We start from the raw sequence: 21,612 nt of genomic DNA, 5'->3' as shown, positions 1-21,612 counted from the left end.
GCGGCGCGGGGTGCCGGGGCGTCAGCCTCCCGCGGGTGCGAGGCGGGCGTCGGCGGCGCGTTCGCGGCGGTGGAGGCCGGCGAGCAGTCCGTCCGGGCGGGCGAGCAGCTCGGAGCAGCGGCCGCGTTCGACGATCCTGCCCCCGTCCAGGACGAGGACCTCGTCGACGCTGTCGTCGTCGAGGCCGGCCAGCCGGTGGGTGATCAGGAGCGTGGTGCGGCCGGCCGTGGCCGCGAGCAGGTCGGCGGTCAGGGCGTCGGCGGTGGGCAGGTCGAGGTGCTCGGCGGGCTCGTCCAGGATCAGCACGGGGAAGTCGGCGAGCAGCGCCCGGGCCAGCGCGAGGCGCTGCCGCTGGCCGCCGGAGAGCCGGGCGCCGTGCTCGCCGACCATGGTGTCGAGGCCGTCCGGGAGGGCGTCGACCCAGTCGAGCAGGCGGGCGGCGGCGAGCGCGGCACGCAGCCGCTCCTCGTCGGCGTCGGGCCGGGCGAGGCGGAGGTTCTCGCGCAGTGAACTGTCGAAGACGTGGGCGTCCTGGGCGCAGAGGCCGACCACCCGGCGGACGTCGTCGCCGTCCAGGAGCCGGGTGTCGGTGCCGTCGGGGCCGAGCACCACCCGGCCCGCCCGCTGGTCGAGGAAGCGCAGCAGGACGTGCGCGAGCGTGGTCTTGCCCGACCCGGAGGGCCCCACCACCGCGATCCGGCGGCCGGGGGTCAGGTCCAGGTCGACACCGGTGAGCGCGTCGGTGGCCTGCCCCGGCCAGCGGGCGGCGAGGCCGCGGACGGTCACCGGCAGCACCTGCGCCGGCAGTGGCCGCGGCGCGGCGGGCTCGGTGACCGGCTCGGGCGCGCCCAGCACGTCGTCCAGGCGGGCCCGGGCCGCGCGGCTGCGCTCACGGAACCCGACCGCGCTCGGCATGGCGGCGACCGCCTCGAACGCGGCGAGCGGGGTGAGGACCACCACGGCCAGGCAGACTCCGGGCAGCGCGCCGGTGGCGACGCCGTGCACCCCCACGGCGGCGGCCAGCACCAGCGTGCCGCCGGTGACCAGGGCGGTCAGCCCGGCGCCGAGGGCGGCGCCGCCCGCGGACCGGGCGGCGAGCCCGGTCAGCCGGGTGTCGGCCGCGCGGGCCGCGGCGAGCCGGCGGGGGAGCGCCCCGGAGACGGCCAGTTCGGCGGTGCCGGTGAGGGTGTCGACGACGGCCGTGCCGAGGGCGCCGCGGGCGGCGGCGAGCCGGCGGTCGGCACGGCCGGCGATCCGGACGGTGAGGGCGGGCACCGCCGCGCCGGCCAGCAGCAGGCCGGCCGCCAGCACCGCCCCGGCCGCCGGGAGCAGCAGGGCGAGGCCGGCGGCGGAGCCCGCGGAGACCAGCAGCGCGACGGCGGCCGGGAGCCGCCAGCGCAGGTGGTGGTCCTGGACGGCGTCCACGTCGCCGACCAGCCGGGCGAGCAGGTCGCCGCGGCGGAAGGCGGGCAGCCCGGCCGGGGCCAGCCGCTCCAGCCGGCGGTACACCGAGGTGCGGACCCCGCCGAGGGCCTTGAGCACGGCGTCGTGGGAGACCAGCCGCTCTGCGTAGCGGAACACCGACCGGCCGATGCCGAAGGTCCGGACGGAGGTGACCGCGACCATCAGGTACAGCACCGGCGGCATCTGCGAGGCGCGGGAGATCAGCCAGCCGGAGGTGGCGAGCAGGGCGACCGCGCAGCCGAGCGCGAGGGTGCCGAGCAGGACGGCGCCGGCCAGCCGGGGCCTGGTGGACGGCACGGTGAGCGGCTCGTCGTCGTCGGCGGCCGCCGGCCTGGCGGTGACGGCGGCGGCGGTGCGGGCGGCGGGCACCGCGGCGACGGGGTCGCCGACGGGTGCCGGGGCCGGTCCGGGCAGGTGGTGGCGGTGGTCGGCGGCGGCGAGCAGGGCGGGCCGGTGGGCGACCAGCAGGACGGTGCGCCGGCCGTGCAGGGCGCGGACGGCTTCGACGACGGCCGCCTCACTGGCCCCGTCGAGGTGGGCGGTGGGCTCGTCCAACAGGACGAGCGGCCGGTCGGTGAGCAGGGCGCGGGCGAGCGCGAGCCGCTGCCGCTGCCCGGCGGACAGGCCGGCGCCCCCGTCGCCGAGCGGCAGTGCCGGGTCGGCCGCGAAGTCGAGGGCGTGGGCGGCGGCGAGGGCCTCGTGCACCTGGTCGTCGGTGGCGTCCGGACGGGCCAGGCGGACGTTGTCGGCGACCGTCCCGGCGAACAGGTACGGGTGCTGGGGGACCCAGGCGACCTGTCGCCGCCACTCGGCCGGGTCCAGGTCGGCGAGGTCCTCGCCCCCGACCCGGACGGTGCCGCGGTCGGGGGCGGTCAGGCCGAGCAGGACGGCGAGCAGGGTGGACTTCCCGGCGCCGCTGGGGCCGGTGAGGGCGGTGGTGGTGCCCGGCCGCAGGGTCAGGCGGGCGTCGTCCAGCGCCGGTGTGCTGCGGCCGGGGAAGGTGACGGTGACCCCGTCGAGCACGATCTCGGCGCCGGCGAGCGGCGGGACGGGGCGGGTGCCGGCCGCAGGCAGCGGGGTCTCCAGCACCTCGAAGACCTGCCCGGCGGCGGCCAGCCCCTCGGCGCTGGAGTGGTAGAGCGCCCCGACCTGGCGGATCGGCAGGTGGACCTCGGGGGCGAGGACGAGGACGAGCAGCCCGGTCTCCAGGTCGAGGGTGCCGTCGACCAGCCGGAAGCCGACGGAGACGGCGACCAGCGCGACCGAGAGGGTGGAGAGGAGCTCCAGGGCGAAGGAGGAGACGAAGGCGATCCGCAGCGTGCGCAGGGTGGCGCGGCGGTGGTCGTCGGTGATCCTCGCGATGGTGCGGGCCTGGGCCCGGGCCCGGCCGAAGACCTTGAGGGTGGGCAGTCCGGCGACGACGTCCAGGAAGTGGTGCGAGAGCCGGGCCAGGTGCCGCCACTGACGGTCCATCCGGGACTGGGTGGCCAGCCCGATCAGCACCATGAAGAGCGGGATCAACGGCAGGGTGCCGGCGAGGATCGCGGCCGACGTCCAGTCGGCGCCGAGGATCCGGGCGAGCACGACGGCGGGCACGACCACGGCGAGCGCGAGCTGCGGCAGGTAGCGGGCGAAGTAGTCGTCGAGGGCGTCGATGCCGCGGGTGGCGAGGGCGGCGAGCTCACCGGTGCGGCGGCCGGCGAGGTAGCCGGGGCCCAGCGCGGTGGCGTGCTCCAGCAGCCGGCCGCGGAGCACCGACTTGACCCGGGCGACCGACCGGTGGGCGGTGAGCTCGGTGAGCCAGGCGACCGCGGCCCGCCCGGCCGCGGTGGCGGCCAGGGCGAGCAGCGGGCCGGTGAGGTCGTACCGGTGCTGCTGGAAGGCGCGGACGACGATCTCGGCGACGAGGCCGGCCTGGACGACCGTCAGGACGGCGCCGACCCCGCCGAGCAGGACGGATCCGGCGAGGAAGGCCCGGGTGGCCGCGGCGTACCGCAGCAGGCGGGGGTCGACGGGCTTCATCAGTGCTGCACGGTCGCGGGGATGTGCTGGACGCCGATCCGCCGGCGGAACACCCAGTACGTCCAGGCCTGGTAGAGCAGGACGATCGGGGTGAAGACGACGGCGACGACGGTCATCACCTTGAGCGTGTAGGGCGAGGACGAGGCGTTGGTGACGGTGAGGCTGAACGCCGGGTCCAGGGTGGACGGCATGACGTCCGGGAACAGCGCGAGGAAGAGCATCGCGGTCGCCGCGGCGACGGTCGCCCCGGAGAGGGCGAACGCCCACCCTTCACGGCCGGCCTGATTGGCCGCCAGCGCGCCGAGCAGGGCCAGCACGGCGACGATCATCGCGGCCAGGCTCCAGCCGTTGCCGGAGTCGGCCTGTGTCCAGATCAGGAAGGCGAGCGCGAGGACGGCGGTGCCGAGGCCGAGCAGCAGGGCCTGGGCGCGGGCCCGGTCGCGGATGTCGCCGACCGTCTTCAGGGCGGCGAACACCGCGCCGTGGAAGGTGAACAGCACCAGGGTGGTCAGTCCCCCCAGGATCGCGTACGGGCTGAGCAGGTCCCAGAAGGTGCCGACGTAGTTCTTCTGCCGGTCGATGTCGACGCCGTGGACGATGTTGGCGAAGGCGACGCCCCACAGGAAGGCCGGGACGAGGGACGTCCAGAAGACGGCCAGCTCCCAGTTGCGCTGCCAGCGCTCCTCGGTGCGCTTGGCCCGGTACTCGAAGGCGACACCGCGGACGATCAGGCAGACCAGGATGACCAGCAGCGGGATGTAGAAGCCGCTGAACAGGGTGGCGTACCAGTCGGGGAAGGCCGCGAAGGTGGCGCCGCCGGCGGTCAGCAGCCAGACCTCGTTGCCGTCCCAGACCGGGCCGATGGTGTTGATCAGGACGCGCCGCTCGCTGGTGTCCCGGGCCAGGGTGCGGGTCAGGATGCCGATGCCGAAGTCGAAGCCTTCGAGGAAGAAATAGCCCGTCCACAGGACGGCGATGAGGATGAACCAGAGGTCGTGGAGGTGCATGCCGTTTCCGTCCTCAGTAGGCGAAGGCGAGGGGCTTGTCGGCGTCCTCGTCCGAGGAGGGCCGCGCAGCGTCGGATCCTTGGCGGGCGGCTGCTCGGAGGTGTCGGGCCCGGGCTTGGCGTACTTCACCAGGAGCCTGACCTCGATCACCGCGAGGATCGCGTAGAGGGCGGTGAGGGTGATCAGGCCGCCGGTCTGCATGCCGACGCTGACGCTGGGGGAGGAGGCGTTCGCCGTCTTCATGAGGCCGAAGACCACCCAGGGCTGACGGCCCATCTCGGTGAAGATCCAGCCGAAGCTGTTGGCGATGAGCGGGAAGCCCATGGTGAGGATCCCGATCCGCCAGCTCCACCGGGTGAAGAAGACGCTCATCTCCCGGTGCTTGGTGAGCATGAGGCGGGGCGGCTCGTCCTCGCCCGTCCGGAACTCCTCGGCGAGCCAGAACCTGCGCCGGGTCGTCCAGAGGCCGATCAGCGCGGCGACGAAGGACGTCATGCCGAAGCCGATCATGAGGCGGAAGCCCCAGTAGGTGACGAAGATGTTGGGGATGTAGTCCTGCGGCTGTCCGCCGTACTTCGCGGCCTCGGCGTCGGCGGTGTCGTTGATGCCGGGGACGGCGGAGCTGAAGTCGCCCTTGGCGAGGAAGGACAGTATCCCCGGGATCTCCAGCTCGACGTCGTTGTGGCCCTTGTTGACGTCGCCGACGGCGAAGATCGAGAACGGCGCGGGCGCCTGGGTGTCCCACAGCGCCTCGGCGGCGGCCATCTTCATCGGCTGCTGCTCGAACATGACCTTGGCCAGGGAGTCGCCGCTGACCGCCGTGCCCAGGCCCGCGACCACCGCCATCGCCAGGCCGAGCCGGAGCGAGGTGCGCATCGCGGCGGTCTTGCGCCGGTCGGACTCCTTGCCGCGCTTGGCCCGCCACAGGTGGTAGGAGGCAATGCCGACCACGAAGGCGGCGCCGGTGAGGAAGGCGGCGGTGAGGGTGTGGAAGACCTGGACGAGGGTGGTGTTCTGGAACAGCACCCGGCCGATGTCGGTGAGCTGGGCCTTGCCGGTGGCCGGGTCGACCCGGTAGCCCACCGGGTGCTGCATCCAGGAGTTCGCGGCCAGGATGAAGTAGGCGGAGAGCGCGGTGCCGATCGCGACCATCCAGATGCAGGCGCAGTGGATCTTCCTGGGAAGGCGGTCCCAGCCGAAGATCCACAGGCCGATGAAGGTCGATTCGAAGAAGAAGGCGATCAGCGCCTCCATCGCGAGCGGGGCACCGAACACGTCGCCGACGAAGCGCGAGTAGTCGGACCAGTTCATGCCGAACTGGAACTCCTGGACGATGCCGGTGACCACGCCCATCGCGATGTTGATCAGGAAGAGCTTGCCCCAGAACTTGGTGGCGTGGAAGTACTTCTCCTTGCCGGTGCGCACCCAGGCGGTCTCCAGGCCGGCGACGACGGCGGCCAGGCTGATCGTCAGCGGGACGAAGAGGAAGTGGTAGACGGTGGTGATGCCGAACTGCCATCGCGCGACCGTCTCGTGGGCGACTGCGAGGTCCACTGCACGCGCTCCTACGAATCGCTACCTAACGGACAAACGGTGTGTAGCACGCATCCGCACCGATCCATGCCAAGCTTGCCCGCTTGTGAAAGTGAACACGTTCACAAGCGCAGTATGCACCACCCCTACATCGGCTGATGCGGTGGGGGTGCCCATGGCGGGCGGATGTGATGTCGATCGGATGATCCGACGGATCGGATGCGGCTCACAAGCGCCCCGCGGACGGGGCACTGGACGTCACGGCACTTGACAGCCGGCGCGGGTCAGATCTGGCGGGGCAGCTGCACCCGGAAGGCGGCGCCCGCACCGGGCGCGGTGTCCAGGGTCAGCACGCCGCCGTGGGCACTCACCAGTGCCGAGGCGATCGCCAGGCCGAGCCCCGCTCCCCCGCCGTCCCGCCGGCTGCGCGAGGCGTCCACCCGGTAGAACCGCTCGAACACCTGCGATGCCTGAGTCGTCGTCAGCCCCGGACCGCGGTCCGCGACCTCCAGCAGGCAGCGCCCGTCCACCGAGCCGACACCGATCCGCACCGCCGTCCCCGTCGGGGTGTGCTTGACCGCGTTGCCGACCAGGTTGGTGACCACCTGTCGCAGCCGCGCCTCGTCACCGAGGACCGGCGCGGCCTGCGGGGCACCGGTGCCGTCCGGTCCGGTCAGTGAGACGGGCCGGCCCGGATCCAGCGCGGTGAGGTCGTGCAGGGCGTCCGCGGCCAGCGTCCGCAGATCCATCGGCGCCAGGTCGAGCGGGCGCTCCTCGTCGAGCCGGGCCAGCATCAGCAGGTCCTCGACCAGACCGCCCATCCGGACGGCCTCGGACTCGATCCGGTCCATCGCCCGGTCGACGTCCCCGAGCGCGCCCATCCGGTGCAGCTCGGCGAAGCCCCGGATGCCGGCCAGCGGGGTGCGCAGCTCGTGCGAGGCGTCCGCGACGAAGCGCCGCATCCGGGCCTCCGACTCGGCGCGGGCCGCGAACGCCGCCTCGATCTGCACCAGCATCCCGTTCAGCGCCGCGGAGAGCCGGCCCACCTCGGTGCCCGGCGCCAGCTCGGGCATCCGGTGCGACAGCTCGCCGGAGGCGATCCGCGCCGCACCCTTCTCGATCCGGCGCAGCGGCTTGAGCCCGGCCCGGACGGCGAAGAAGCCGAGGACGGCGATCAGCACCAGCACGGCACCGCCGATCGCCAGGAAGGCCGTTCGCAGCTTGTGCACCGTGCCCTGGACGTCGTCCAGGGAGACCGCCACCACGACGTAGGCGGGTACCGGCGCCGCGGACTCGGCGCGGCCGGCCCCGGTCGTCTGGGACACCTGCAGCACCAGCACCCGCCACTGCCCGGCGCCGTGCTGGTCGGGCACGTCGAAGGCCTGCCGGAGGTGGGCGCGCAGGACGGGGACGGTCAGCGTGCTCAGGTCGGGCGCCGGGTCGGAGTCGGACATCGGCTGGCGCAGCACCTGCTGCACCGAGCCATCGGCCGCGAGGTACTGGACGACGTACTGGCTGGGCAGGAACTGGTTGATCCGCCGCGCGCCGCCCTGTCCCGTCCCGGGGCCCTGGCCGTCGCCGCCGGCCTGGGGGTCTGCCCCGGTGACGGGCTCGCCGACGGACCGCGGCCCTGCTCCTGCGCCTGACCCTGGCCGAGGCGGCCCGGCACCCGGCGCGACAGCGGCTCGCCGAACCGGGCCAGCTGCTGGTCCGTCCGGTCCACCAGCTGCGACTGGACGGCGCCGATCACCAGGGTGTCGCTGACCACCAGCCCGGTGGCGACCAGGAGCAGGGCCAGCACCAGCAGGCGCAGCCGCAGCGAGAACCGGGCCACCGGTCAGCCCTGCGCGGGCCGGCGCAGGGCGTAGCCGATCCCGCGGACGGTGTGGATCAGCTTGGCGCCGTGGGTGGGGCCGGAGTCCAGCTTGCGGCGCAGGTAGGAGATGTAGGACTCGACGATCGAGAGGTCGCCGCCGAAGTCGTAGGCCCAGACGTGGTCGAGGATCTGCGCCTTGGAGACCACCCGGCCGACGTTGGCCATCAGGTAGTGCAGCAGCTTGAACTCGGTGGGGGAGAGCGAGACGGCCCGGCCGCCCCGGGTCACCTCGTGGGCGACCGGGTCGAGGGTGAGGTCGGCGATGATCAGGCGGCCGTCCTCGGCGGGGCCTCCGGCGCGCCGGAGGATCGCCCGGATCCGGGCGATCAGCTCCTCCAGGCTGAAGGGCTTGGTCACGTAGTCGTCGGCGCCGAGCGCGAGGCCCTGCACCTTGTCGCCGGTGCCGTCCTTGGCGGTGAGCAGCAGGACGGGGACGTGCTCGCCGCCGGCCGGCCACTGGGTCTGGTCGCGGAGGCGCTCGACCACGGTGAAACCGTCCAGGTCGGGCAGCATCACGTCGAGGACGACCAGGTCGGGGCGTTCGGCGGCGACGGCGGCCAGGGCCTCCTCGCCGGTGGCGGCGGAGGCGACCCGGAAGCCGGAGAAGCGGAGGCTGGCGGAGAGCAGCTCACGGATGTTCGGCTCGTCGTCGACGACCAGCAGGAACGCCTCACCCGGGGCGGGGGCCCCGCCTGCGATCTGTACTGTTCCTGACACGCGCCTCAAGCCTCCTGGTCCGGACGAATCATCTCATCGGACGATAGCTCGGGAGGCTATGCGGGGTTGATGAAAGTTGGATGAATCACCCTACCCGGCTACGGCCGCCGGCGCGGCGGCCGCCGCGGTCGCGGCCGCGCCGCGGGCCCGCGCACGGCGCGCGTACAGCACCGTCCAGGCGATCAGGGCGCCCGTGACGCCGTAGGAGAGCACCGCGTTCAGGGTGACCATCGCCCCGGTGGTGAGCACGTACGAGAGGCCCACCCGGACGGCCGCCTCCGCGATGTAGCCGAGGCCCCAGCCGAGGGTGAGGTTGCGCTGCACCCGGCGGAAGCCCTCGAACTGCCAGAGGCCGTTCCACCGGTCGAGGCCCTCGGGCGTGCCGTCGGTGGCGAACTTCCGGCCGAAGTAGAACATCAGCGGGCGGGACGCGGCCAGCGAGGCGAGGCAGACCACCCCGAACAGGCCGGTGACGAGCGAGTCCTTCACCAGCAGCAGCCGCGCCGAGTGCGGGCCGACCAGGGTGACCACGACGGTCAGCCCGAGGAAGACCAGCGTGATCGCCGCGAACTCGTCGATCCGCCGGTGCCAGGCGAGGTAGACCGCGATGTCCACCAGCGGCCACACGCCGGAGATCAGCAGGGCGACGAAGTCGGCGTAGCCGCGGTCGCTCAGCGCGTTGTAGGTCAGGACCGGCGCCACCACGTTCAGGCCGATGGTGAGCACCCAGCCGAGCGCGGTGGCGCCCCCGAGCGGGCAGGCTTGTTCTGCGACACGGTTCCCCCGTTGTCCTCGTGGTCATCGTGCGATGCCGACGGGGGAGATTATCTGATCATGAGTCAGCAGCGCTACGGCAAGGGCCCGGTCGGTGCATCGCACCGGCCGGGCCCTCTCCGAGGACTTCCGGGATCAGCCGTTGGACGAACCCGGGGCGCCGCCGCCGGTGCCGCCGGCCGCCCCGGCCCGACCACCGCCGAAGCCGCCGAATCCACCGGCCGCGCCCTCGGTGAGCTGGGTGGCGTTCACGCTGCCGTCCGTGCCCTTCTGGCCGATGACCGTGACGGTCTGGCCGGGCTGGAGGTCGGTGACCGCACCCTGCTTGTTCAGCGTGACCTTGGTGGAGCTGCCGGTGGTCACCTTGACGGTGTTGCCGTTGGCATCCGTCAGCGTGACGGTGTTGCCCTGCACCGAGGTCACCGTGCCGCGGGTGAGGCCGCCGAAGCCGCCGGCCCCGCCCTGGCCGCCGGTGCCGGTGCCGCCGCGCTGGCCGCCGGTACCGCCGTAGCCGCCGCGCTGGCCGCCGAAGCCGCCCGCGCCCTGGCGGTCCGCGGAGACCCGCTGGTTCGCCGAGGTGCCGTTGTCCTTCTGGTACCAGACGCCGCCGGCGAAGGACAGCGTCGCCACCACCGCACCGGCCAGCACCAGGGTCGGCCAGGGCAGCTTGCGGCGCGGCGCGGCCGCGAGCTCGGCGGAGATGTCACGGGCGTCCGGGGGCGTGGCCAGCAGTTCGACGGCGTCGTCCTGCGGGCCGCCGGCGGCGGCTGACTGGTGGTCGCTGGGCATGTCGTCCTGCTCCTGGGTCACTCGTGTCGAAGGGCTTCGATCGGGCGCAGCGAGGCGGCCCGGTTGGCGGGGTAGCTGCCGAAGAAGAGGCCGATGGCGACCGCGATGGCGAACGCGCCGAGCACCGACTCCGGAATGATCACCGGCTTGATGCCGACGATCGAGAAGTGCGAGCCGATCAGCCCGGCCAGTACGCCGAGACCGGCCCCGATCACCGAGAGCAGCGTGGACTCGGCGAGGAACTGGCCGAGGATCACCCCGCGCGGCGCACCGAGCGCCTTGCGGATGCCGATCTCCTTGGTGCGCTCGGTGACCGTCACCAGCATGATGTTGGTGATGCCGATCCCGCCGACCAGCAGCGAGATCGCGGCGACCGCGCCGAGCAGCACGGTGAACGTCTGGGTGGTGGACTCCCGGGCGGTCAGCAGCGAGGCCTGGTTGCTGATCCGGAAGTCGACCTTGGTGGCGTCCTTGATGCCGTGGGTGCCCATCAGGATGCGGGTGATGTCGGCCTGCGCGTCGGTCGTGGTCTCGGCCGAGGTGGCCTGCACCAGGATCTGGCTGACCGACCCGAAGCCGGTGAACGCGTTCTGCACGGTCGGCAGCGGGGCGATCACCACGTCGTCCGGGTCGTTGAAGCCGCTGCTGCCCTTGGTCCTCAGCACGCCGACGACGGTGAACGGGGTCCCGCCGATGGTGATCCGCTTGCCGACCGGGTCCTCGTTGGCGAACAGCTGCTCGGCCGTGGTGGAGCCGATCACGGCCACCTTGCGGGAGTTGAGCACGTCGTCGTTGGAGAAGTAGTCGCCGCGGGCGATCTTCTGGTTGGCGGTCTCGAAGTACGCGGGGTACGTGCCGACGATCGAGCCGGGCTGGTACGAGATGTTCCCGTACAGCGCGGTGCCGGTGGTGCTGACCACGGGCGCCACGGACTTGATCGACGGGGCGTCGGTCGCGGTGCCGAGCGCCTTGGCGTCCTCGACCGTCAGCTTCTTCGCCGCAGTGGCGGAGCCCCGCAGGTTGCTGGAGGAGACGGTCAGCGAGTTGGTGCCGAGCGAGGTGATCGACGCCTTGACCGCCGCGGACGAGCCGTTGCCGACCGCGAGCAGCAGGATCACCGAGGCGACGCCGATCAGGACGCCGAGCATGGTGAGCGCGGAGCGCACCTTGTTGGCGACCAGGCCGGCCACCGCGAATCGGACCATCTGCCAGGCGATCATGCGCCCACCCCCACCGCGAGGGCGGGCGGCGGACCGGCCACCTTCGCCTGCCGGATGTCGGAGACGATGGCGCCGTCGACCAGCCGGATCACCCGCTTGGCGTGCCGGGCGACCTCGTCCTCGTGAGTGATCACGACGACGGTGCGGCCGGCCGCGTTGAGGCCGTCGATGATGCCCAGCACCTCCTCGGTGGAGTGCGAGTCGAGGTTGCCGGTGGGCTCGTCGGCGAGCAGCATGGCCGGCGCGGTGACCAGTGCGCGGGCCACCGCCACCCGCTGCTGCTGGCCACCGGAGAGCTCGTTGGGCTTGTGCCCGGCCCGGTCGGCGAGGCCGACCAGGTCGAGGGCGGCCAGTGCCCGGCGGCGCCGCTCCGCGGAGCGGACGCCGGCGTAGGCGAGCGGCAGCTCGACCTGGGCGAGCGCGGTGGTGCGCGGCACCAGGTTGAACGACTGGAACACGAACCCGATCTTGCGGTTGCGGACCAGCGAGAGCTGCTGCTCGTCGAGGTGGCCGACGTCGGTGCCGTCGAGCAGGTAGCGGCCGGAGGTGGGGACGTCCAGGCAGCCGAGGATGTTCATCAGGGTGGACTTGCCGGAGCCTGAACTGCCCATCACCGCGACGTAGTCGCCCTCCTCGATGTCCAGGCCGACGCCGAGCGGCTCGCCGCCCGGCCCCGAGGGCCGCGCAGCGCGTGCACGGTGGCGTCGCCCTGGCCGTAGGACTTGGTGAGCCGGCGGATCTGGATCACCGGGGGCTTCGATGCGGTCATCAGCGGTTGCCACCGCCGGTGCCGCCCCCGTTGCCGCCGCCGAACACGCCGCCGTTGCCGCTGCGCCCGGTGCCCCCGCCGGTGAACGAGCCGCCGCCGAGGCCGCCGCCCGCCCCGGGGAAGCCGCCCGCCGGGAAGCCGGTGCCGGTGGACGCGGTGGTCGAGGTCAGCTCGACCTTGTCGCCCGCCTTCAGGGTGTCCAGGACCTGCACGGTGGAGTCGCCCTCGATGCCGACGGCGACCTGCACCCGCTCGGTGGTGCCGTCGTCGTGCACCAGGGTGGCCGTCCGGGTGCTGCCGGTGCCGGACAGCGCGGCGGTCGGCACGGACAGCGCGTTGTCGGCCTGGCCGACGGTGACCGCGATGGTGGCGCTGAGGCCGGTGCGCAGGGTGCTGGTGTCGCCGCTGATCTGGAGCACGGCACCGTACTGGACGGCGCCGGTGCTGCTGCCGGAGGAGGTCGGCAGGCTGCTCACCGAGAGCACGGTGGCGTCGAGCTTGGTGTCGGACTGCGCGTTCAGCGTGACGGTGGCCGCCTGGCCCTTCTTGAGCTTGAGCGAGTCGAGCTCGGAGAAGGCCGCGGAGACCTGCATGCCGGTCGGGTTGGTGAGCACGATGAAACCGCTCGGGGTGGAGCTGCTGCTGGTCGTCCCGGTGCCGCTGCCGCTCTTGCTGCTGCCGGAGCCGGCGGACGAGCCGGAGCCGGTGGAGGACGAGCCGGCGGAGCCGCTGCCGCTCACCGTGTCGCCGACCTTGCCGGCGACCGAGGCGACGGTGCCGTCGGCGGTCGCGGTCAGCGTCGTGCCGGCGACCTCGTCCTTGGCGTTGGCGACGTTGGTCTTCGCGGTGTCGACCTGCTGCTCGGCCTGGGCGACCTGGGAGGCGTCCACCTTGGTGGTGGTCGTGGTCTGCGGCTGCGGGGTGGCACCGCCGCGGGAGCCACCGGACCCGGAGCCGCTGCCGGAGACGGTGGTGGTCACCGTCTCACCGGCCTCGGCCTTGGTCAGGTTGGCCTCGGCGGTGGTGAGTGCGGCGTTCGCCGCGGTGAGGTCCTGCTGGGCGCTGGTGGTGTCGACGGTGGCGAGCACCTGGCCCTTCTTGACCGTGTCGCCGACCGCGACCTTCACGGAGGTCAGCCGACCGCCGGTGGTGAAGTCCTGGGCGGAGTCGGACGGTGAACTGAGCGTGCCGGAACCGGACACGGTGGCCAGGACCGTACCGGTGGCCACGGTGGCCGTACGGAGCCGGGTCTTGCTCGCAGCCGAGCTCGTGCCGGAATCCAGGGTGGTGTACGCCAGTGCGGCCCCGCCCAACAGGGCCACACCGAGCGCGGAGTTGACGAGGACGGCACCACGCCGTCGCGGGAGCACCTTCATGGCGGACAGCTTCGCCCGGTGCTCTTGCGGGACCCTGGCGCAATCCTGGGAGAAAGCTGAACCCAGCAATACGGACAATTACCATCAAATACTGACACCGGGGCCGAAGGCGCTACCTGTTTCTGGTGATCCGTTGATCCAACGCCCAGGAACTTCCCAGCGCATCCGCTCCGGTTTCTGAAGGACCGCGGGCAGAGGACGTGGCCCCGGACACACGTGAGGGGCCCGCGGCGCAAGCGCACCGCGGGCCCCTCGCGTGGGAGCGGCTCAGAACTCCTTGCGGAAGGCCTCGGCCGCCGCCAGGAAGATGTCGTTGCCCGCCGTCTCGCCGATGGAGACGCGCACGCCCTCGCCCGGGAAGGGGCGGACGACCACGCCCGCCGCGGCGCAGGCCGCGGCGAAGTCGACCGTCCGCTCGCCGAGCCGCAGCCAGACGAAGTTGGCCTGCGAGTCGACGACCGTCCAGCCCTGCTCGCGCAGGCCGGCCAGCACCCGGGCGCGCTCGGCGACCAGCGATTCGACCCGCTCCAGCAGCGCGTCCTCGGCGCGCAGCGAGGCGACCGCGGCGTCCTGGGCGAGCTGGCTGACGCCGAACGGGACGGCGGTCTTGCGCAGCGCGGTGGCCACCGGCTCGTGCGCGACGGCGAAGCCGACCCGCAGGCCGGCCAGGCCGTACGCCTTGGAGAAGGTGCGCAGCACGCAGACGTTCGGGCGGTCGCGGTAGAGGTCGAGGCCGTTCGGGACCTCGGCGTCGCGGATGAACTCGATGTACGCCTCGTCGACCACGACCAGGACCTCGGCGGGCACCGCGTCCAGGAAGCGCTCCAGCTCGGCCCGGTGGATCACCGCACCGGTGGGGTTGTTCGGATTGCAGACGAAGATCAGCCGGGTGCGCTCGGTGATCGCGGCGAGCATGGCGTCGAGGTCGTGCGCCTCGCCGTCGGTCAGCGGCACCGGAACGGGCGTCGCACCGGCGACCTGGGTGATGATCGGGTAGGCCTCGAAGGAACGCCAGGCGAAGATCACCTCGTCGCCGGGCCCGGCCGCGGCCAGGATCAGCGACTGCGCGACGCCGACCGAGCCGCAGCCGGTGGCGATGTGCTCGACGGGAACGCCGAAGCGCCGGGAGAGCTCCTCGGTGAGACCGGTGACCGCCATGTCCGGGTACCGGTTGAAGGATCCGGCCGCCGTGACGGCCGCCTCCAGCACGCCGGGCAGCGGCGGGTAGGGGTTCTCGTTGGAGGACAGCTTGTAGGCGTCGGCACCGGCCGGCTTGCCGGGCTTGTACGTGGGGATGCCGTCCAGGGTCGGCCTCAGCCGGGGCCCCTGCGCTGCCGTACCGCTCACGGTCGTTCTCCGTTCTCTGCTCTCTGCGGCGGTGCGTCCGTTGTCACCGCCACGCGCCCGTCCCGCACCGTGCACCCGCGCCACCCCGGTCGGGTGTCCCGAACGATACCGACCGCGCTCACCCGTGCGGGTGAGATGCTCGTTCGGGTTACAGGTGCAGATCAGCCATTCTGCCGCGTTCCCATGGCACATGTCAGAGGTAAGACGCCCGGATTGCCGCAGATATCGAAGGAACTGATCCCCTTCGGCTCATGGAGAAACGTATCTTCAGACCGGTGGCCAGGGCCGGTCACCGCCCGCTGTCATGAGCCATACGATCGATCCGCCATGACAGCACCAGCCAACCAGAACGGTCGGCGACCCACCTCGCGGCGTCTGGAGCGGGCCGGCATCCGGGACGTGGCGGCAGCCGCCGGAGTGTCGATCACCACGGTCTCGGACGCCCTGAACGGCAAGGGCCGCCTCCCCGAAGAGACCAGAAGCCGGGTACGCGAGGTCGCCGAGCGCCTGGGCTACCGCCCCTCCGCCGCGGCCCGCACCCTGCGCACCGGCCGCTCCGGCCTGATCGGCCTGACGGTCACGACGTACGGCGAGGAGCCCTTCACCTTCACCGAGTTCGCCTACTTCGCCGAGATGGCGCGCGCGGCCACCAGCGCGGCGCTCAGCCGCGGCTACGCGCTGGTCGTCCTGCCCGCCTCGTCCAGGCACGACGTGTGGAGCAACATCGCCCTCGACGGGACGGTCGTCATCGACCCGCCCGACCAGGACCCGCTGGTCGGGGAGCTCTACCGGTCGGGGGTGCCGGTGGTCAGCGACGGCAAGCCCGGCAACTGCCCGGTCACCGCCTGGGTCGACAACGACCACGAGGCGGCCGTCCTCGACATCCTGGAGCACCTCACCGAGGCCGGCGCCCGCCGGATCGGCCTGCTCACCGGCACCTCCACCGACACCTACACCCGGCTGTCCACCGAGGCCTACCTCGGCTGGTGCAACCGGGTCGGGCAGGAACCGGTCTACGAGGCCTACCCGGCGCACGACCCCGCGGCCGGCTCGGTCGCCGCCGACCGGCTGCTCGCCCGGCCGGACCGCCCGGACGCGGTGTACGGCCTGTTCGACCCCAACGGCACCGACCTGCTGGCCGCCGCCCGGCGCTACGGGCTGCGCGTCCCGGACGACCTGCTGCTGGTCTGCTGCAGCGAGAGCGACGTGTACGCCGGCACCGAGCCGCCGATCACCACCCTGTCGCTCAAGCCGCGCCGGATCGGCACCACCGTGGTCAACCTGCTGATCGACGCCATCGAGGGAGTCGACTCCGGTACCGGAGTGGACAACGGACGGCTCTTCCCCGCGCGCTTCCGCACCGCCGGAACGGGCCCGCCGCCCGGCACCCTGATGCCCACCGAGCTGATCGTGCGGGCCTCCTCGCAACGCCGCAGCCCCCGGACGACGGTCAGCCCGCCGAGGTCACCGGGCGAGGAGCAGAGCCCGCCGGCCCCCGTCCGGGACCAAGGTCTAGACCATCTCAGACCGGGGCAGACCGGGCCGCGCGGCCCGGCCCGGTGACGCTCCGAAGGATTGGATGCCGACCAGGTGAGGACGCCGGGAGAGTGGTCTTCCTATGATGGGCGAATGACACCCGAGGACCGCTTCCCCGGGCCTGAGCAGCCCCACTCAGGCCCCCGCCACCAGCCGGACCTCGACGTGCTCCCGTACGGCTCCTACTACGAGCCCGCCGAGCCCCCCGCGGGCTACGGGTACGACGAGACCCACAGCGGCTTCGGCGGTGCCCACTACCTCGAGCAGCACTGGCCGGGCGCGACCCACCAGCCGGTCGCGGCCCACCCCGGGGACGGCCACGACGAGCCCGCCAGCGCCGTCCCGGCCGCCGCCCACGAGGACCCGCCGACCATCGAACTCGGCCCCCCGCTCGCCGAGCAGCAGGTGCACTTCCCGTACCCGCAGCCCGAGCCCGGCGAGGCGCCCGGCCCGCTCTACGTCATCGGCGACGTGCACGGCTACCTCGACGAGCTGCGCACCGCCCTCCAGCAGCACGGCCTGATCGACGCCGAAGGCCACTGGTCGGCCGGCCGCTCCCGGGTCTGGTTCCTCGGCGACTTCACCGACCGCGGTCCCGACGGCATCGGCGTCATCGACCTCGTCATGCAGCTCGCCGCCGAGGCCGCCGCCGCCGGCGGCTACTGCCGCGCCCTGATGGGCAATCACGAACTGCTCTTCCTCGGCGCCTCCCGGTACGGCGACGAACCCGTCCAGTCCACCGCCGGCACCGCCTCCTTCCTCGCCGCCTGGCGGCTCAACGGCGGCCAGCAGCACGACCTCGACCGGCTGGAGCCGCACCACGTCAGCTGGCTCTCCCGGCTGCCCGCGATGGCGCTGGAGGACGGCCACCTGCTGCTGCACTCCGACACCACCGCCTATCTCGAGTACGGCGAGTCCATCGCCGCCGTCAACGACGCCGTCCACGACCTGCTCGCCGACGAGGGCGCCGACGAGTGGTGGGACTGCTTCCGCCGCTTCACCAAGCGGTTCGCCTTCCGCGGCGACAGCGGCCCCGCCGCCGTCCACGAGCTGCTCTCCGCGTACGGCGGCTACCGGGTCGTCCACGGCCACAGCCCCATCCCGTACCTCACCGGCGCGGTGCACAACGACGACGGCGCGCCCCCGCACGTGCCCGGGCCCTACATCTACGCCGAGGAGCTGGCCATCGCCATGGACGGCGGCGTCACCATGGAAGGGCGCCTGCTGGTCGCCCGGCTGCCGCTCAACTGAACCCCGCACCCGCCCTCCTGACCGGGTGTCCGGCCGACCTGACCGCGGCCTGACCCGGGGCTGAGGGCACTGAAAATCCGGAAACGGACTGTCAGCGCCTCGGTGGTCACCCCTACCATCGAGGCATCACGCGACCGCCCGCCCGCCACCGGGCCGCCGCGCCACCAGTCCAGCTCCGTGAATCAGCGGAACGGGGTCCCCATGACCGACGCCCCGCACCTGCTCGCCGAGGACCGCCCGGACTACGAGCGCGTCCTCGACGAAGCACTGCGCGACGCAACCATCCTCGACGCCCTGCGGGCGCCGGGGCACCACCTCAACGCGGAACAGCTGCGCACCAAGGCGATGCTCGCTGCCGAGGACGTGGCCGCCGCGGCCGGAACGGAGTACCGGCACTACGTCGGGCTGCGCGACGACCTCCGACGCCCCGCCCCCGCAGCGGACGGCCCCGGCGGGCTGACCGGGGAGCTCTCCGGCCGGCTGCGCGCCGACGACGGCGCCGGGCTGTTCCCCGTCCTCACCGTGCTCGCCCCGATCCTCTCCTGGTCGGCCGCCGCCCTGCTGCTGCTGATCGGCTACCTGCTGCGTGCCGTCCGGCCCGCCCTGCCGCTCGGCCGCAGCGTCGTCACCGCCGGCTGGGCGGCCATCGCCGTCGGCATCGCCGCCATGGCCGTCGGCATCGTCGGCCTGCTGCTCACCGCCCTGCGGGACGGCGCGGCCCGGCCCGCGGGCCAGGACCCGCACCTCGCCGACGACGTCCAGGAGGCCCGCCGGGCCTGGCACACCGCCCTGCGCGACCGGGCACTGCTGCCGTACCTGCACGACAACCTCGGCTCCGACCCCGCACTCTCCGCGCAGCCCGCCGGGCGGCCCGTACCGCCCGACCTCCTCAGCCCCGGCTACAGCCGCCCCGGCTACAGCAGCGCGGGCTTCACCAGCCCGGGCGTGGAGGGCATCACCGACCAGGAGGGCCGCACGCCGCGCACCGCGGAGTTCACCAGCCCCGGCTACAGCCCGCCCGGCTTCACCGGCCCCGACGAGGTCTGACACCCCGACGGATCCGCATCCTCCGTCCGCAGTGGGCCTGACGCCCCGTCCGGCCCGTCCCCCGCCCGCCCGCGCCTCACCCAGACGGGGGAAAGTCATGACCCGGGCGGCCCATCCGGCCGCCGCACCGGCCGGGCGGCCGCGCCGGGCGCCGCATCATCCGGGCATGAGGACGTCCCTGCGGGTCGCCACGGTGACCGGAACCGCCCTGCTGATCACCGCCGTCGCCCTGCCCGCCGGCAGCACCGGCGGCGACACCGGCACGGCCCGCTGCACCGCCCCGCTGGTCGCCGGACACCGCGGCTCGCCCCGCAGCGCCCCCGAGAACACCATGGCCTCCTTCGAGGCGGCGCTCCGCGACGGCGCCGACTGGCTGGAGACCGACGTCCGGACCACGCGCGACGGCGTGCCCGTCCTCATGCACGACGCCACCGTCGACCGCGTCACCGACGGCCGCGGCGCCGTGGCCGACCTGACGGCCGCCCAGGTCGCCGCCCTGCACGTCACGGCCGGCCCCGGGCCGGCGCAGCCCGTCCCCACCCTGGACGGGCTGCTGCGGCGGATCGCCGGCACCGGTGTCCGGCTGCTGATGGAGATCAAGGAGCAGCGCAGCCCCGAGGACACCGCGCGGATCGCCCGCGCGGCCGCCGCATCCGGCGCCGACGTGGTGCTGTACTCCTTCTACGCCGACCACCTGCGCGAGGCCCACCGGGCCGCGCCGACGCTGCCCCTCGTCCTGATCCAGGGCGCCGGGACCGTCCAGGACCCGGGCGGCCTGCCGCTCGACGCGGTCGCCCTGGACACCGGCCTCGCCACCCCCGAGCGGATCGCCGCCGAGCACGCCGCGGGCCGCCGGGTCTACGCCTGGACCTTGGACGACCCCGGCGCCTGGCAGACCGCGGCCGACCGCCGGGTCGACACGGTGATCACCGACGTCCCCGCCGATGCCCGCAGATGGGCATCGGGGCACTGCCCCGCGGGCGGCTGAACCCGCGCCACCGGGCCGCGCCCGGCGCTCAGAGCTGGGACAGGCCCTTCACCAGGGTGGTGAGACCACCGCCGAGGGCGAGCGCCAGGACGATCCGGCGGGCGCGCCGCTCCGGCACCCGGTCGGCGAGCACCGCGCCGATCAGCGCCCCCGCCGCGACGGCGGCCGCGACCAGCAGCCAGACCGACCCGGACAGCCGGGGCAGGCCCTTCGCGGAGACCGAGAGGACGTTCACCACCACGCCGTAGAACTGGGCGCTGGGCACGAACTCCCGGGTGGTCCAGCCCGCGTTCAGCGCGTACAGCGAGACCGCGGGGCCGCCGACCCCGGCCGAGGAGTTCATGAAGCCGCTCGCGGCCCCGGCGGCCAGCGCGCCCCGGGCGCCGCGCAGCGAGGGCAGCCGGGCGCCGTACATCACCAGCAGCACCGCCGCGGTCACCACCGCGCCGGTGCCGGCCAGCAGTGCGGGCACCGGCAGCCGAGCCGCCACCCAGGCGCCGGCCGGGACGGTGCAGGCGGCCGCCGCGACCAGCGGCAGCATGGCCGCCAGCCGGACCCGCCGCCAGCTGCCGAGGAGCCCGATCGCGCTGATCGTGCCCGCCGAGACGTTCGCCAGCAGCACGCCCTGCGCCGGGCCCAGCATCAGGGCGAGGGCGGGCGCGGCGACGAGCGCGAACCCGATCCCCGCCAGCCGCTGCACCGACGACCCCAGCAGCACGACCAGGCCCAGCGCCAGCTCGGCCGTCCACCCGTTCACGGTCCGCCCCCGGGCGGTACGGGGGTCTCATCGGTCCCGGCTCCTGCGTGTCGTCACGCCTCCACCCAACCAGGCCAAGGGCCGATCGTCCACGGACCGGGCCAGGCCGGCCGGTGCTCGCCCCGGCGCGACCCGGCGCCGCGGCCCCGTCAGCCCGCCGGCGCCCCGGCGGCGTCCGCCGCGGCCTGCACGAACGCCCGCACCCGCGCCGTCGTGTTGCTCTCCAGCCAGACCGGTCCGCGTTCGATCGGCGGGGCGTCGCGGATCGGCACGTAGGCGACGTCCGGCCGCGGGTAGTACCGCCGGGAGTGCTCCCCCACCGGGAGGACGCCCCGGCCCATCGCGACCAGCGTGAGCATCTCGGAGAATGTCCCGCCCACCGGCCCGCTGGTCACGGGCCGGCCCGACGGGGTCCGGTCCGGAGTGCGGTCCTGCTTGAAACCCGCGGAGGTCACGGCCGGGTACTGCACCACCGGGTGGTCCGCCAGCACCTCCAGGGACACCGACTCCGCGCCGGCCAGCGGATGCCCGGCGGCCACCGCGAGCACGCGGTTCTCCGCCAGCAGGACGGGGCCGCGGGCCATTCCGTCGAACGGGTACGAGGCGATCAGGACGTCGACCGAGCCGTCCAGCAGGCTCGACCGGGAGGTGGCCAGCTGGACCTCGCGGACGTCCACCCGGCAGTCGGGGTGGCGCTCGCCGAACAGCGCGACCGCCCGCAGCAGGACGGGCGCCGTCCCCTCGCCGAGGAACGCGACCCGCAGCCCGCCGGTGACACCGCGGTGGGCGTCGGCGGCCCGCTGCAGGGCCTCCTCCATCCCGGCGACCATGGGCGCCAAGTCGTCGGCCAGCTGCCGACCGACCGGGGTGAGCCGGACGGACCGGCTCGTCCGCTCGAACAGCGCGCCGCCCGTCCGGCGCTCCAGCTTCTTGATCACCTGGCTGACCCGGCCGGTCGTGATCCGCAGCCGCTCGGCGGTCCGGCCGAAGTGCAGCTCCTCGGCCAGGGCCAGGAAGATCTCGGTCTCCAGCCGTTCCAGCACGTCCGCCCCCGTCGTTGAATCCTGCTCAACGATCGTATGCCGATCGCGCCTTGATGACACCGGCCGCCCGGCGGATCGTGGAAGTCGTCACCCCGA

17 protein-coding genes and 2 pseudogenes are annotated in these 21,612 nt (G+C 73.6%); 4 read left to right on the top strand and 15 right to left on the bottom strand.

All coding sequences use genetic code 11. From position 1 onward, the window contains the following. Window positions 1-21 precede the first annotated feature (21 nt). The 13 genes and pseudogenes from cydD to hisC form a co-directional block, all read right to left on the bottom strand. Window positions 22-3,486, bottom strand: a complete 3,465-nt coding sequence (cydD, locus tag ABEB13_RS21985; RefSeq protein WP_345706868.1) for a thiol reductant ABC exporter subunit CydD — start codon at window positions 3,484-3,486, stop codon at window positions 22-24. Further along, on the bottom strand, window positions 3,486-4,493 hold the full coding sequence (gene cydB, locus ABEB13_RS21980) for a cytochrome d ubiquinol oxidase subunit II (RefSeq protein ID WP_345706867.1): 1,008 nt from the start codon (window positions 4,491-4,493) through the stop codon (window positions 3,486-3,488). Before cydB ends, cydD begins: the two co-directional genes overlap by 1 nt. A 13-nt stretch (window positions 4,494-4,506) precedes the next feature. Further along, window positions 4,507-6,047: pseudogene (locus ABEB13_RS21975) on the bottom strand (cytochrome ubiquinol oxidase subunit I). A 263-nt stretch (window positions 6,048-6,310) separates the two neighbouring features. Next, the gene (locus ABEB13_RS21970) at window positions 6,311-7,480 is read right to left on the bottom strand and encodes a sensor histidine kinase (RefSeq protein ID WP_345706866.1); all 1,170 of its coding nucleotides are present in this window, start codon (window positions 7,478-7,480) and stop codon (window positions 6,311-6,313) included. Further along, window positions 7,450-7,860, bottom strand: coding sequence for a hypothetical protein (locus tag ABEB13_RS21965; protein WP_345706865.1), 411 nt, complete (start codon window positions 7,858-7,860; stop codon window positions 7,450-7,452). The genes ABEB13_RS21970 and ABEB13_RS21965 overlap by 31 nt, the downstream gene beginning before the upstream one ends. A 3-nt stretch (window positions 7,861-7,863) precedes the next feature. After that, entirely contained in the window at window positions 7,864-8,619 is a 756-nt protein-coding gene (locus ABEB13_RS21960; RefSeq protein WP_345706864.1) for a response regulator transcription factor, read from the bottom strand. 90 nt (window positions 8,620-8,709) lie between these two features. Further along, window positions 8,710-9,345, bottom strand: coding sequence for a VC0807 family protein (locus ABEB13_RS21955; protein WP_345706863.1), 636 nt, complete (start codon window positions 9,343-9,345; stop codon window positions 8,710-8,712). Between the two features lie 183 nt (window positions 9,346-9,528). Next, window positions 9,529-10,182 (bottom strand): hypothetical protein, encoded by a 654-nt coding sequence (locus tag ABEB13_RS21950; protein WP_345706862.1) that lies wholly within the window; start codon window positions 10,180-10,182, stop codon window positions 9,529-9,531. Between the two features lie 17 nt (window positions 10,183-10,199). Next, window positions 10,200-11,402, bottom strand: a complete 1,203-nt coding sequence (locus tag ABEB13_RS21945) for an ABC transporter permease (protein ID WP_345706861.1) — start codon at window positions 11,400-11,402, stop codon at window positions 10,200-10,202. Continuing rightward, on the bottom strand, window positions 11,399-12,013 hold the full coding sequence (locus ABEB13_RS21940; RefSeq protein WP_345706860.1) for an ABC transporter ATP-binding protein: 615 nt from the start codon (window positions 12,011-12,013) through the stop codon (window positions 11,399-11,401). The genes ABEB13_RS21945 and ABEB13_RS21940 overlap by 4 nt, the downstream gene beginning before the upstream one ends. Beyond that, the gene (locus ABEB13_RS21935; RefSeq protein WP_345706859.1) at window positions 12,013-12,171 is read right to left on the bottom strand and encodes a hypothetical protein; all 159 of its coding nucleotides are present in this window, start codon (window positions 12,169-12,171) and stop codon (window positions 12,013-12,015) included. Before ABEB13_RS21935 ends, ABEB13_RS21940 begins: the two co-directional genes overlap by 1 nt. After that, entirely contained in the window at window positions 12,171-13,547 is a 1,377-nt protein-coding gene (locus tag ABEB13_RS21930) for an efflux RND transporter periplasmic adaptor subunit (RefSeq protein ID WP_345706858.1), read from the bottom strand. The genes ABEB13_RS21935 and ABEB13_RS21930 overlap by 1 nt, the downstream gene beginning before the upstream one ends. Before the next feature lie 267 nt (window positions 13,548-13,814). Then, on the bottom strand, window positions 13,815-14,894 hold the full coding sequence (gene hisC, locus ABEB13_RS21925) for a histidinol-phosphate transaminase (protein ID WP_100889165.1): 1,080 nt from the start codon (window positions 14,892-14,894) through the stop codon (window positions 13,815-13,817). A gap of 327 nt (window positions 14,895-15,221) precedes the next feature. Between hisC and ABEB13_RS21920 the strand changes: the two are divergent. The 4 genes and pseudogenes from ABEB13_RS21920 to ABEB13_RS21905 form a co-directional block, all read left to right on the top strand. Continuing rightward, window positions 15,222-16,364: pseudogene (locus tag ABEB13_RS21920) on the top strand (LacI family DNA-binding transcriptional regulator); the annotation flags it as partial. Between the two features lie 159 nt (window positions 16,365-16,523). Continuing rightward, a complete protein-coding gene (locus tag ABEB13_RS21915; protein ID WP_345706856.1) occupies window positions 16,524-17,681 on the top strand; it encodes a metallophosphoesterase in 1,158 nt (385 codons plus the stop codon). 201 nt (window positions 17,682-17,882) lie between these two features. Beyond that, window positions 17,883-18,728 (top strand): hypothetical protein, encoded by an 846-nt coding sequence (locus ABEB13_RS21910; protein WP_100889167.1) that lies wholly within the window; start codon window positions 17,883-17,885, stop codon window positions 18,726-18,728. A 166-nt stretch (window positions 18,729-18,894) separates the two neighbouring features. After that, complete coding sequence (locus tag ABEB13_RS21905; RefSeq protein ID WP_345706855.1) at window positions 18,895-19,716, top strand: glycerophosphodiester phosphodiesterase; 822 nt, start codon at window positions 18,895-18,897, stop codon at window positions 19,714-19,716. A gap of 28 nt (window positions 19,717-19,744) precedes the next feature. On the opposite strand, the gene ABEB13_RS21900 is transcribed toward ABEB13_RS21905, so the two are convergent. Together ABEB13_RS21900 and ABEB13_RS21895 are read right to left on the bottom strand one after the other, a co-directional pair. Beyond that, window positions 19,745-20,473: a TSUP family transporter gene (locus ABEB13_RS21900; protein WP_345706854.1), complete on the bottom strand. Its 729-nt coding sequence runs from the start codon at window positions 20,471-20,473 to the stop codon at window positions 19,745-19,747. Window positions 20,474-20,622: 149 nt separating this feature from the next. After that, entirely contained in the window at window positions 20,623-21,516 is an 894-nt protein-coding gene (locus ABEB13_RS21895; RefSeq protein WP_345706853.1) for a LysR family transcriptional regulator, read from the bottom strand. Between the last annotated feature and the right edge of the window lie 96 nt (window positions 21,517-21,612).

The organism is Kitasatospora paranensis, assembly GCF_039544005.1.
GTDB classification, from domain to species: Bacteria; Actinomycetota; Actinomycetes; order Streptomycetales; family Streptomycetaceae; genus Kitasatospora; species Kitasatospora paranensis.
The sequence above is the reverse complement of the archived record's forward strand: the minus strand, read 5'-3'. Positions and strand labels throughout refer to the sequence as shown.

Coding starts and splice junctions, on each gene's coding strand:
- ABEB13_RS21915 (WP_345706856.1), top strand. CDS start 16,524: ATGACACCCGAGGACCGCTTCCCCGGGCCTGAGCAGCCCCACTCAGGC.
- ABEB13_RS21945 (WP_345706861.1), bottom strand. CDS start 11,402: ATGATCGCCTGGCAGATGGTCCGATTCGCGGTGGCCGGCCTGGTCGCC.
- ABEB13_RS21935 (WP_345706859.1), bottom strand. CDS start 12,171: ATGACCGCATCGAAGCCCCCGGTGATCCAGATCCGCCGGCTCACCAAG.
- ABEB13_RS21905 (WP_345706855.1), top strand. CDS start 18,895: ATGAGGACGTCCCTGCGGGTCGCCACGGTGACCGGAACCGCCCTGCTG.
- cydB (WP_345706867.1), bottom strand. CDS start 4,493: ATGCACCTCCACGACCTCTGGTTCATCCTCATCGCCGTCCTGTGGACG.
- ABEB13_RS21950 (WP_345706862.1), bottom strand. CDS start 10,182: ATGCCCAGCGACCACCAGTCAGCCGCCGCCGGCGGCCCGCAGGACGAC.
- cydD (WP_345706868.1), bottom strand. CDS start 3,486: ATGAAGCCCGTCGACCCCCGCCTGCTGCGGTACGCCGCGGCCACCCGG.
- ABEB13_RS21970 (WP_345706866.1), bottom strand. CDS start 7,480: ATGTCCGACTCCGACCCGGCGCCCGACCTGAGCACGCTGACCGTCCCC.
- ABEB13_RS21930 (WP_345706858.1), bottom strand. CDS start 13,547: ATGAAGGTGCTCCCGCGACGGCGTGGTGCCGTCCTCGTCAACTCCGCG.
- ABEB13_RS21940 (WP_345706860.1), bottom strand. CDS start 12,013: ATGGGCAGTTCAGGCTCCGGCAAGTCCACCCTGATGAACATCCTCGGC.
- ABEB13_RS21910 (WP_100889167.1), top strand. CDS start 17,883: ATGACCGACGCCCCGCACCTGCTCGCCGAGGACCGCCCGGACTACGAG.